The sequence below is a fragment of the Marinococcus halotolerans DSM 16375 genome (assembly GCF_000420725.1).
Lineage (GTDB): Bacteria > Bacillota > Bacilli > Bacillales > Marinococcaceae > Marinococcus > Marinococcus halotolerans.
This window is the reverse complement of record NZ_ATVM01000014.1, coordinates 54,892-66,760: the sequence shown is the minus strand read 5'-3', so window position 1 is coordinate 66,760 and position 11,869 is coordinate 54,892. Positions and strand designations below refer to the sequence as shown.

Here is an 11,869-nt window from a genome sequence, read left to right as displayed (position 1 = left end):
TGTTTTGAATGAAAATGACACTAGTGTCATTTAAATTTAAAAATTATTTACGGGCGCTTGATACCATTTAAAAAAATATTATAAATGGTATCCACCCATTCCTCCTCACTCAGAGACGGATCCGGCGCCTGCACGGCTACCATAAGCATCCGTGTGATGCCATGCGTCGGAAGGTCCCCGCGGATGGCCCCTTCCCTTTTGCCGGCTTCGATCAGCGTATACGCCCGGCTCCCGAGCTGCCCCAGGTACTGCTGGAGCTGTTCTACGTTAATTTCCACCTGGGCCGAAGCATGGTGGTCCATGACCGGAAAAATGTCAAAGGCCTGATGGACCGATGCCTGCTGTACCCACACCCGGATATAGGCCTTCATCCGTACTGAAAAATTCGTCTGCCGGTCGGCTTCGTCAAGCTGGGCAAATACCTGCTCCAGCTTGTCGAGCATGTAGGCTGTCACTAATTCTTCCTTTTTAGCGTAATAGTTGTAAATAGTGCTTCTCGCCACCCCGAGGCGCTCCGACAGGGCTTTGAAATGAAACGAATGGTAGCCTTCGTCCATGATTAACTTTTCGGTTTCCTGAAAAAGCGTTCTGCGGTCAATTGTTCGCTGCCTCGGCATCAGGCAATCCTCCTTTTCAGTTTAGTTTTAAGCAAAAAACAGCATATTAAGGCCTGCTACGCCAATAATGACGGCCGTGAGCGTACGAATGTGCTTTTGCGGCAGCTTTTCGAAATAGCGGATACCAATTCTTGTGCCAAGCAGCACGCACGCAACACCTGTAGGAATATAAAGCAGCAGCTCCCTCGAAAAGTCGCCGGCGCCTGCGTGGGCAAAGACAGTCAATAGACCTCCGATTAGAAATGTAATCTGCAGGTTCGCTGTGTAATGATACTTGTTGGCTGTTGTTAATAAAAAATAAACAACAAAAAAAGGACCGCCGACGCCAAACACTCCTCCTACCAGCCCACCGCAGAAGCCAAGCGTAAGCGGCACCGCCTTTGGCACCGGCCGCAGCTTTTTCTCCGGCTTTTGGGCAAAGGTGTACACGACCATGCCGAGAAGCACGAGGCCGAGCACTTTTTTCAGAATGTCCATTTCCCCGAAGTTATGTAGTATAAAAAAAGCTGCAAGCCTCCCTGCCGCGGTAGCTGCCAGCAAATATCCGAGCTGGGCCCACTGGATGTGCTTATACACCTTGCCTATAATGCTCAGTGCGGTAACCACGGATAGCGAAATAACGAGGAGTGAGCTGAACTGCAGCGTAAAGAAAAACGGCACAAAGCTCATCACGAACAGCCCGAAACCAAAGCCGCTGACTCCCTGAATAAAGCTTCCGGTAAAAATGATTACCGCGATTAATATAAATTCCACCATGGCACTCATGTTGTCAGAACCCTTCATTGCATACTTATGCTATTATATCACGCTTTAAATAAAGATAAAAAAACGGGAGCGACTTGTGTCACGCCCGCTGATTCGCTGCAAAATAAATCATAAACTCATACAGATGCATCGGCCACTCCCGTTTAGGATGATCTGCCGGCCAATGCTGCTCAAGGTATTTGGGATATGCCCCCATCCAGTCGTATGCCACCAGATCGATCAACTCCGGCGTATGCGATTTCATTCCGTTATAGTACCGGTATTTGGCTTCCTTCTCCTCTTCAAGCGGAGATTTCCGCTTCGGCCACCGCCATTTTTTCTTTTCCTCCTGCTGGAGGAATACATATCGCTGGGACAGATGGAGCCGAAAGTCCTGCAGACGCTTGCGGTAGTAATCATCGAGCTCGTACAGCTCCGGCCACGGCTTACGGAAATAGTGCATCCAGGCCTTCATAAACGGGGCAAGCACATCTCCTTCCACGATTACCGGCTCGCCTTCCTCTTCCCACTGCTTCGCCTCCCGGTTCCGCTGTCGTTCAGCTTCGACCCACTCCCACGGATCCTCAGGAATTTCCGCAAGTCGCTCGATCAGCCTGGCTTCGGGAAAATAACGCTTAAGCCGTTCGGACATATCCGGTATCCACGCATTGTTTTCTGCTTCCACCGTAATAATAGTCATTGGTTGTCCTGCCCGGCGCCAAATAAATATTTCATGCTTTCCGTACTGTGCACAGGCGCATGGCAGGAAAAGTCCCGGCAGACATAGATAGTGGTCTTTCCGTTTTGCACCGGATAATCCTCTGCAAACGGGGCCGCCCGGCTGAGATCAGTGTTCTCTTCGGCGACCAGGCTCGTCACTTCGGGATGAAATGCGCGCTGAATGTAGGTTTTTACCCGAAACGCTTCATCATCCTGGGCAGGACGGATAACTACTTCCTTTCTGTCTCTGTGAAAAAGCACCAGCCCCTGCATAAGATGCCCAAAGGCAGTCGGCGCCTGTTCGATTGAAGCCGAAAAAGCTTCCCACGTTTTTTCAGCCGTTCGTTCAAATTCCATGTTGCCGGCAAGACGGGCGAGCCTCATCAGCTGTACCGCAGCTACACTGTTGCCGGAAGGAGCGGCTCCGTCAAACGCTTCCTTCGGCCGGAACAAAAGGGGTTCCCCGTCGGATGCTGTCAGAAAGAACCCGCCGTTCTCTTGGTCGTAGTAGTAGCTAATCATCGTTTCTGCCCAGGCAGATGCATTTTCAATATACTCCGGCTTCCACGTCGAGGCGTAAAGCTCGGTGCTGGCCCAGATCATATTGGCGTAATCATCCACGTACGCATCATACTGCACGTCGCCATCCTTCCAGCGGGCTTTGAACCGGCCGTTTTGATCCTGAAGCCGGGTTTCAATAAAACGGTACGCCTCCTCAGCAAGCTTCGTCCATTTTTCTTCCTGGAACACCCGTCCTGCTTTAGCCATCGAGGCAATCATCCAGCCATTCCAGGACGTAAGTATTTTTTCATCCCGGAACGGGCGAACCCGCTTTTCCCGATGTTCATATAAGGCGCGCAGCGCCTTACGGCGTTCGGCATCGCTCCATCCTGCAGTCGGACGGTTGATCCGGTTGGGAATGCTTTTTCCTTCAAAGTTTCCGGCGGGGTCGATACCATACTCAATCGCAAACTGTTCGCCGCGCTCCTCCCCGAGCACGTCTTCAATCTCTTCCGGGGTCCAGACGTAAAATTTGCCCTCTTCCCCTTCGCTGTCAGCATCTTCTCCGCAAAAAAACGCCCCTTCTTCATGCGTAAGGTCCCGGTGGACGTACTCAATAATTTCCTCCACCACTTCTTTATATCTCGTTTCGCCTGTCAGCTGGTAGGCCTCCGTATAAGCCATCAGAAGCAGCGCGTTATCGTACAGCATTTTTTCAAAATGGGGAACCAGCCACGCCTGATCTGTCGCGTAACGGGAAAAACCACCGCCAATATGGTCTCTGATGCCTCCAGAAGCCATCGCATCGAGCGTGGAGGTGGCCATGTACAGCGCACCCTCGCTTTCAAACTGATGATAGTAATGCAGCAGATACATCACGATATGCGGGCTTGGAAATTTCGGGGCAGAGCCGAATCCGCCGTAGGAGGAATCAAACTGCTGTGTAAAGGCCCGGAACGCTGTATGCACGTTGTTAATATTCAGCTGTCTCGTTTCCACAGCCCGCGGCTCGAGTGCTTTGGAAATATCATTTCCCACCTGCGCCACCCGCTCGGGATCGTCACGGTAAATATCTGAAAGCTGACTCAGGACGTCCATAATCCCCGGCATACTGCCCATCTGATTTCTCGGGATATAGGTAGCCGCATAGAAAGGCTTCTGATCCGGTGTAATGAACACGTTCAGCGGCCACCCGCCGTGACCGTTCATAGCCTGGCATGCTGACATATAGATGGCATCCACATCCGGGCGCTCCTCCCGGTCTACTTTCACTGGTATAAATTTTTCATTTAATATCGCAGCCACTTCTGCATTTTCAAAGCTCTCCTGTTCCATCACATGGCACCAATGACAAGTTGAATACCCAATAGACACCATTAGTGGTTTGTTCTCTGCTTCTGCTTTCTCAAAAGCCTCTTTACCCCAAGGATACCAGTCCACCGGGTTGTTTTTATGCTGCTGGAGATAGGGCGATTTTTCGTATTGTAGACGGTTCAACCAATCACGTCCTTTCTTACTAGTATTTATTCACGAAAAAGAAGCCGCCCAAACAAGGACAACGTTTTTATCGCATACGGTCCAACGAAGTAATCAATAAACATTATATTTCCTGAACCAAATAGGAAGGACATAAAGGTTTATTCGTTAATGGCTCTTTCCATTTCGTCAATATTATCGACGCCTTTCTTATAATACTCATACGCTTCTTTCCATTCGTCTTCGTCATACGATCCAGCTTCTTCAAAGTAATAGATCGTTTCTGTCGTCCAGTCGTGAACAGCGTCGAATTGTTCAATGTAAGGTTCAAGCTGATAAAGTTCGCTTAAAGAATTACGTGAACCTTCTTCAATAGCTTCATAACCTGTTGGATTATTCCCTTCTCCTTCTTCTAAAAGTTCCCCTGATTCAATTTGAGATTTTTTAACGCCTTCATATTCGTCTAAATCTTTCAAAGGCGTACCGCCGTTTTCTTCGAATATAGAAGGGTAAATTGAAATAGTATGGTTAATTCTATATTTTAATGCCCCTAACGCTTGTGTTCCATACGGTTCAGGCTTATCCTCCTGCGATAATGTATCGTAATTAATCCAGGAATAAGTATAAGTTTCTTTCGTATCTTTATAAAAAATCATCGAATTATCATAAACAATTACATCTTCATAACCATCTTCAGGTCGCAAAATTTCCCCAAACCGTAATTCTGCTTCTTCGTTACTTAAACGCCCCTTTTCGGGAAGGCTGAACGTGGTCATAGTCTTGTGTAACTTTTCATAACGATCTGACGTTTCTTCAGAATCCGTTTCCGGCGTTTTCCCTTCTGCGTTACTGGAAGAATCGTTTGAAGACGCCTGTGTTTCCTTCTCATTGTTTTCGCTTGAATCGCTGCCAGCTTCTTCCGGTGTTCCACAAGCGGACAATGCTAAAATGGATGACAATCCAACTGCCACTAATTGCTTCTTCATGTAATGTAACCCCTTTGTACTAACTTTTTTAATGCTTTCTACGATCTAATGTATGGTAATTGTGTTTAACATTACCATATCGATTTGTCTTCTTTAAATGATAAATCACCTGGCTTATATTCAGTTTTTGCTGCCACTTTCATAATGAGGATTTTTTCATCGCCCAGGCAGCTCCCCTTAAATTTTTTATGATAGAATCTAAATGAAATGATTAACATAAACTGTTTAAAAAGTGAGGATACACAATGATTGCAAAAACAGAAGAGGATTTTCAGGGATTACGGGAAATTGGTGAAATTTGCGGAGCGATTCGCGACAAATTAGTCCATGCGGCTGAACCGGGGATCACTACAAAAGAACTTGATGACATGGCAGAAGAGCTTTTCAACCAATCAGGAGCTCAGTCTGCACCAAAGGGCGTATACGATTTTCCCGGGCAGACGTGCATCAGCATTAATGAGGAAGTAGCTCACGGAATTCCGGGCGAACGGACCATTCAGGAAGGCGACCTGGTCAATATTGATGTTTCCGGTTCGAAAAATGGTTATTTTGCCGATACCGGGGTTTCTTTTGTGGTCGGTAAAGCCGACCCCGTTTTACAGAAACTATGCGAAGCTGCTAAAGAAGCGTTTGACGCCGGACTTGAGAAGGCAAAGCCGGGGTCGAAAAAAAGTGCTCTCGGAAAAGCTGTGCATAACGTGGCAAAACAGCACGGCTTTACTGTTATCAAAAATCTTACCGGCCACGGTATTGGACGCTCGATTCATGAGCCGCCAGAGCATATTTTCAGCTATTTCTCCCGCTGGGACGATGAAATTTTAAAGGATGGCACGGTTATTGCCTTTGAGCCGTTTATCTCTACATCTGAAGAGGAGGTCTTCCAGTCTGACGACGGATGGACCCTTTTGACTGATGACAGCTACGTAACTCAGTACGAGCATACAATTATTCTCACTAAGGACGGCCCGATTATTACCACATTGTAAAAACGGTTCTTTTGTATTTATTTACTGCTGCAGGTAATTACCCTCCTGGTTTATGTCTAAATTCCTGCTGATACGGGAACAGCCTACTATTATCCAGTTCAGGAGGTACATTATGGCAGCACAACAAACAGTCAGTTCTTTTTTATACGACTGCCTTGAAAAAGAAGGCATTACAGAAATATTCGGCGTACCGGGCGACTATAATTTCGCCCTGCTCGATGAACTTGAAAGCTACAGCGGCATACGCTTTGTCGATAACCGGAATGAGCTGAATGCCGGCTACGCCGCTGATGGATACGCACATGTTAAAGGGCTCAGCGCTATGATCACCACGTTTGGCGTCGGGGAATTGAGCGCTTCAAACGCTGTCGCCGGTGCCTACAGTGAACACATACCGTTAATCCAAATTGTCGGATCACCGGCCTCTTCCATGCAGGAAAATGGCGTTAAAGCCCATCATACCCTGATGGATGGCGACTACTCGGTATTTCTCCGCATGCACAAGGAAATCACGAGCTATGCGGTGAAAATCACCGCAGAAAACGCCACCGAAGAAATTCCGAAGGCTATCGCTTCCGCTGTCCGTGAACGAAAACCAGTCTATATTGATGTTCCCCAGGATGTGGCAGCCACCTCCATTGAAATGCCGGGGGTGCAGCAGGAGCTTTCCTATATGAGCGACGAGCTCGTCGTCCAGGAAACCGCCCAGCTGATGAAAGAAACAATTGATCAGGCAGAAAAAGCAGTGCTGCTGGTGGATATTTTTACGTCCCGCTACCATATGGAGAACAGCATCTTGCAGCTCGCAGAGCACTTAAACATTCCGACAGCCCAGATGATGCAGGGAAAAAGCGGATTTAATGAACAGCACCCGCTGTATATCGGCATATACGGCGGTGCCTTTGGCAGCCAGCAGGTGCGCGATTATGTAGAAAGCGCCGATTTAATTATTACTGCCGGCCTGCTTGAATCCGACTTTAATATGGCGAAATTCACCGCCGATCTGCCCGCGGAGAAGCGAATTGATATTCAGCCGCAGAGTGTTTCCGTCCAAAACAAAGCTCGTTATAATACAGTGGTTGGGGAAGTAATTGATGCTCTTACTCTAATGGAATGCCGTACATTTGAAGGGCCGGAATATTTTCCGTCCTTCTATGATTTTCCGTCTGAAAACTATTCCGAACGGCTGCTGGCAGAAACGTACTATCCTATTATCCAAAAGATGCTCCGCCCCGAGGATATCGTTGTCGTTGAAACCGGCACCTTTTCCTACGGTCTGCCGCATGTACGTCTTCCGGAGAATACACTGTTTATTTCCCAGGGCTCGTGGCAGAGCATCGGGTACGCCCTGCCGGCAGCCTTTGGGGCCCAGCTTGCAGCCCCGGAGCGGCGCGTGCTTTTATTTATTGGAGACGGGTCTTTTCAGCTGACCGCCCAGGAGCTGAGCGCAATGGCCGAACAGAATCTTAAGCCGGTGATTTTCTTTTTAAACAATGACGGCTACACTGTAGAACGTTATTTAAATACAGAAAATACACATGCCCGCTACAACGACATCCCGCGCTGGGACTATATTCAGCTCGTCAAAAGCTTTTATCCGGACGCCGAGACGAGGAGCGTTTCCTCTTCCACTGAATTTGAGGAGGCTGTTGCCCATCTCGACCGGAAAGATACACTTCATTTTATTGAAATGAACGTTGATGACCAGATGGATGCCCCGATTCACCTAAAGCGGCTCCGCGAATTTGCCGAAGGCAGCAGCTCATAGCAAATGCGAAAAAGCCAGCCCTTTCATAATAGTGGGCTGGCTTTTCTATTATGGTATTAACGCTTAATCAGCGCGGACAATTCACTCTCAAACACCTTTGTATCCTTTTGATTGTACGTTCTTAGCATGACCGTAAGAATACCTTCCGTTTCCTTCTTCGCTTCTATCTTCGTCACCTCAGCATACGCCCGCAGCTCGTCGTCCGGGTAGACCGGCTTCATGAATTTAATATGGTTCATTTCCGTACCTGCTACGACATCATCTCCGTACATCCCTGTTTCCACCCAGAGTTTAAATGTGATGCTGATCGTATGAATACCCGAGGCAATAATACCGTTGAATCTTCCCTCGGCAGCTTTTTCTTCATCTATATGCATATACTGCGGGTCAAATTCACGCGCGAACCGCAGGACATCCTCCTTTGTCACCCTGTATATATTTGTTTCAAATATCTGTCCCAAAGTAAATGTATCAAGCTGCATTTTTCCCCTCTTCCTCTGTATCCCAAATTAAATCACTTATAAAAACAGCATACTTATATTAGCATACTTCCACCTGGCTTATAAAAATACTCGCAGCTCTAAAAATTCTGCAGGCTTTTAAAATAAATAAAGGGTCTATGTTTAAACCCTTCCATTATTGGCTATAACATAAGCAGTACATCATATTGCATGGCGGGAATAACCAGATAAAAAGCTGAGTTATGAGCCAGAGAAAGGAGAGGCCTCCTTTTTCTGGCTCTTTTTTTATGATTATGGAAAGGAGGGCGGCTTACCAGGCGCTATTGCGGTATGTTGTTTTATATAAGAAATGGACGACAACTATCTAATCAGATAATCTAACTATCCACTACGAAAAAGGGGTTATTATTTATGTTTTTCCATCGTAAAGAGCTTCAATTTCACGCGAAACCAGATCGTCCGGATCCCGTCTATGCCAAAAAACTTCAGGAGATTCTCGGCGGTCAGTTCGGGGAAATCTCTGTCGCGATGCAGTACATGTTTCAGGGGTGGAATACCCGTGGCAACGAGCAGTATAAAGATATGTTGATGGATACCGGCACGGAAGAATTCGGCCATATCGAAATGATCGCGACCATGATCGCCCAGCTGCTTGACGATGCGCCGGTCGAAGAACAGGAAGAAGCAGCTAAAAATCCAATCGTCGAATCCATCATGGGCGACATGAATCCGCATCATGCGATTGTTTCCGGCCTTGGCGCTGTACCTAAAGACAGCAATGGTGTCCCTTGGAACGCCGGCTATATTATTGCGAGCGGCAATGTTCTCAGTGATTTCCGAGCAAATCTTAACGCGGAATCGCAGGGACGTCTCCAGGTGGCCCGCCTGTACGAAATGACCGAAGACAAAGGCGTCCGTCAGATGCTTTCCTTCTTACTCGCCCGGGACACGATGCACCAGAACCAGTGGGCCGCAGCGATTAAAGAACTCGAGCAAAAAGAAGGCTTCACGGCACCATCCACCGTACCGGAACAATGGGAAGCAACCGAGTTCTCCCACCAGCTGATGAACTTCTCCGAAGGAGAGCAGAGCGCCAGTCTCAACTGGCTGAAGGATAAAGCGCCGGACGGCCACTCCTTTGAATATGTATCCGAGCCAAAGGCTCATGGCGGCAAACCTGAGCTGAAGCCTGCCCCTGACTATATGCACAACACCCTTCCAGACATGGATAAGAAATAAACAGAGGCAGCTGTTCTTTACACCTGCAGTTCCGTCTGCTTTATAATTTTTAACGATAATGATAAGGAAGAGAGCTGCTTCTCTTCCTTATTTATTTATCACCACACCAATCTTTCATTTAATTTCAATTTAAAGGAGGGCACTAATGACAAATACGTCTAAACAAAACATCATTCCGCTTGTAGTTTTATCTACGGTCATTGTTGGCAGTGGCATTGCCTGGCTTACAGTGAAGTCATCCAGCCCGGAAACAGGAACCAATGAAAATAAAAACTTAGGGGCCCGTGCCCGGGATGCGGGTGAAAGCATGGGTACAGAAGAAGTAAAAAATAGACTTCAACGCTCCCTCGAGCTTCTTAAAACGACAGGTGTTCAGATACAGACGATTTATGAAAAATACGGCAGGGATCTCATTCAGCAGCTTCAACAGATTCAACAGGAATCGAAAACAATCGTTGATACCGCCAAAGAAGCCAGCGAAGAGATTGAGGATACTGTACAAAAGGAAGGAAAGGAAGCAGTACAGGAAGTGCAGAAAACGAAAGACGAAGCTAAACAAAGCCTCTACCGGGAGGAAAATAATCAGAGTAACTCCTACTCCCATAATCCCCATGGGCCGTTTGGTTCCAATTAAAAACAAGTTAATGTAATAAATCGATCAGGCGATACCTGCTCCACTACCGCTCTAGTTCATCCTTTCATCTATAAACATAAACGGTCTGTTCGCCCTCTTCTTACAAACAAATAATTATAAACCAGTAATTCAAAACCGTGTTGGGCGCCCTTCACGTAATGCAATAAAAAAGAGTAACCCCGCGTATTCAACAAGGGGTTACTCTCTTTATATACAGTTACCAGCGTGCGGTGACCATTTTCTTGCGGGTGTAGAATTCCACGCCGTCCTTGCCGTTCGCATGCAGGTCGCCGTAGAAGGAATCCTTCCAGCCCGAAAACGGGAAGAACGCCATCGGGGCCGGCACGCCGACGTTGACGCCGAGCATCCCGGCGTCGATGGTTTCCCGGAATTCGCGGACGCTGTGCCCGGAGCTCGTGAACAGGCAGGCGCCGTTCGCAAAGCGGGACTCGTTCGCCCATGCAATGCCGGCGGTCAGGTCCGGCACCCGCACGATGGATAAGACCGGCGCGAAGATTTCGTCCTGCCAGATCGTCATCGTCTGCTGCACGTGGTCAAAGATCGTCGGGCCGATAAAGTAGCCGTCCTTCGCCACCTCGTCCTGGCGGCCGTCGCGCACGAGCGTCGCGCCTTCCTCGACGCCTTTATCAATGTAGGCCTTCGTTTTCTCGAGGTGGCCCTCGCGGATCACCGGCCCGAGGAAGACGTCCTTCTCGCGGCCGTTGCCGATGGTGACGTCGTCGGCATACGCCTGGATCTTTGCCACCAGCTGGTCGGCGACGCTTTCCTGCACCGCGACGACGGAGGCGGCCATGCACCGCTCGCCGGCGGAACCGAAGGCGGCGTTTAAAATCTGCCACGCCGCGTTATCCAGATCCGCATCCTCCATCACGAGGGTATGGTTTTTTGCGCCGGCGAGGGCCTGGACGCGTTTGCCGTGCGCCGTGCCGTTTTTATACACATATTCCGCGACCGGCTGGGAGCCGACAAAGGAAATCGCCGGCACGTCCTCGTGCTCCAGCAGCCCGTTGACCACGTCATGCGCGCCGTGCACCACGGACAATACGCCCTTCGGAAGCCCGGCTTCCTCAAACAGCTCGGCGAGCCGGTTCGCCAGCATCGGGGTCCGCTCGGACGGCTTCATCACGAACGTGTTGCCGCAGGCGATCGCGAGCGGAAACATCCAGCACGGCACCATCATCGGGAAGTTGAACGGGGTGATCCCGCCGACCACGCCGATCGGGTAGCGGTACATCCCGGACTCAATGTTGGTCGCGATGTCCGGCAGCTGGTCGCCCATCATGAGCGTCGGGGCCCCGGCGGCAAATTCCACGCATTCGATGCCGCGCTGCACTTCGCCTTTGGCCTCCTTCAGGTTTTTGCCGTTTTCAAGCGTAATGATCTCGGCGAGCTCGTCCCAGTGGCGGATGAGCAGCTGCTGGTAGGCAAACAGGATGCGGGCGCGCTGCGGGACGGGCTTTTTCGACCAGTCGCGGTACGCCGCTTTCGACGCCTTCACCGCTTCGTCCACTTCGTCCTTCGAGGAGAGCGGCACATGGGCGATCACCTCACTGGTGGCCGGGTTGTAGACCTTGTCGGTGGCGGACCGGGACGCCACCCATTCCCCGCCGATAAAATTTTTCAGGGTCGTTACTGCTTGTTCCTGCATATCTTCATCGTCCTTTCTATATAAACGGATATTAGAATTGCTTTTTGAAGTACTTTCATATGATTATA

11 protein-coding genes are annotated in these 11,869 nt (G+C 49.0%); 4 read left to right on the top strand and 7 right to left on the bottom strand.

Features of this window, described 5'->3' with window-relative positions; all coding sequences use genetic code 11:
- Positions 1 to 47 precede the first annotated feature (47 nt).
- The 5 genes from G548_RS18815 to G548_RS0110925 form a co-directional block, all read right to left on the bottom strand.
- Positions 48 to 617: a TetR/AcrR family transcriptional regulator gene (locus G548_RS18815; protein WP_022794205.1), complete on the bottom strand. Its 570-nt coding sequence runs from the start codon at positions 615 to 617 to the stop codon at positions 48 to 50.
- A 27-nt stretch (positions 618 to 644) separates the two neighbouring features.
- Positions 645 to 1,382, bottom strand: a complete 738-nt coding sequence (locus G548_RS0110940) for a TSUP family transporter (protein ID WP_022794204.1) — start codon at positions 1,380 to 1,382, stop codon at positions 645 to 647.
- Positions 1,383 to 1,461: 79 nt separating this feature from the next.
- Positions 1,462 to 2,061, bottom strand: a complete 600-nt coding sequence (locus G548_RS0110935; protein WP_022794203.1) for a hypothetical protein — start codon at positions 2,059 to 2,061, stop codon at positions 1,462 to 1,464.
- Positions 2,058 to 4,079 (bottom strand): thioredoxin domain-containing protein, encoded by a 2,022-nt coding sequence (locus tag G548_RS0110930; protein ID WP_245558598.1) that lies wholly within the window; start codon positions 4,077 to 4,079, stop codon positions 2,058 to 2,060. The genes G548_RS0110935 and G548_RS0110930 overlap by 4 nt, the downstream gene beginning before the upstream one ends.
- A 140-nt stretch (positions 4,080 to 4,219) precedes the next feature.
- Entirely contained in the window at positions 4,220 to 5,044 is an 825-nt protein-coding gene (locus G548_RS0110925; protein ID WP_022794201.1) for a hypothetical protein, read from the bottom strand.
- Positions 5,045 to 5,289: 245 nt separating this feature from the next.
- Between G548_RS0110925 and map the strand changes: the two genes are divergently transcribed.
- Positions 5,290 to 6,030, top strand: coding sequence for a type I methionyl aminopeptidase (gene map / locus G548_RS0110920; protein ID WP_022794200.1), 741 nt, complete (start codon positions 5,290 to 5,292; stop codon positions 6,028 to 6,030).
- A 112-nt stretch (positions 6,031 to 6,142) separates the two neighbouring features.
- Complete coding sequence (locus tag G548_RS0110915) at positions 6,143 to 7,798, top strand: alpha-keto acid decarboxylase family protein (RefSeq protein WP_022794199.1); 1,656 nt, start codon at positions 6,143 to 6,145, stop codon at positions 7,796 to 7,798.
- 56 nt (positions 7,799 to 7,854) lie between these two features.
- On the opposite strand, the gene G548_RS0110910 is transcribed toward G548_RS0110915, so the two are convergent.
- A complete protein-coding gene (locus tag G548_RS0110910; protein ID WP_022794198.1) occupies positions 7,855 to 8,280 on the bottom strand; it encodes a MaoC/PaaZ C-terminal domain-containing protein in 426 nt (141 codons plus the stop codon).
- A gap of 390 nt (positions 8,281 to 8,670) precedes the next feature.
- Here G548_RS0110910 and G548_RS0110905 point away from each other — a divergent pair, with 390 nt between their 5' ends.
- Positions 8,671 to 9,498: a manganese catalase gene (locus G548_RS0110905; protein ID WP_022794197.1), complete on the top strand. Its 828-nt coding sequence runs from the start codon at positions 8,671 to 8,673 to the stop codon at positions 9,496 to 9,498.
- Between the two features lie 145 nt (positions 9,499 to 9,643).
- On the top strand, positions 9,644 to 10,132 hold the full coding sequence (locus G548_RS0110900; RefSeq protein WP_022794196.1) for a hypothetical protein: 489 nt from the start codon (positions 9,644 to 9,646) through the stop codon (positions 10,130 to 10,132).
- A 217-nt stretch (positions 10,133 to 10,349) separates the two neighbouring features.
- Here G548_RS0110900 and G548_RS0110895 read toward each other — a convergent pair whose 3' ends face one another.
- Complete coding sequence (locus G548_RS0110895) at positions 10,350 to 11,801, bottom strand: CoA-acylating methylmalonate-semialdehyde dehydrogenase (protein ID WP_022794195.1); 1,452 nt, start codon at positions 11,799 to 11,801, stop codon at positions 10,350 to 10,352.
- Between the last annotated feature and the right edge of the window lie 68 nt (positions 11,802 to 11,869).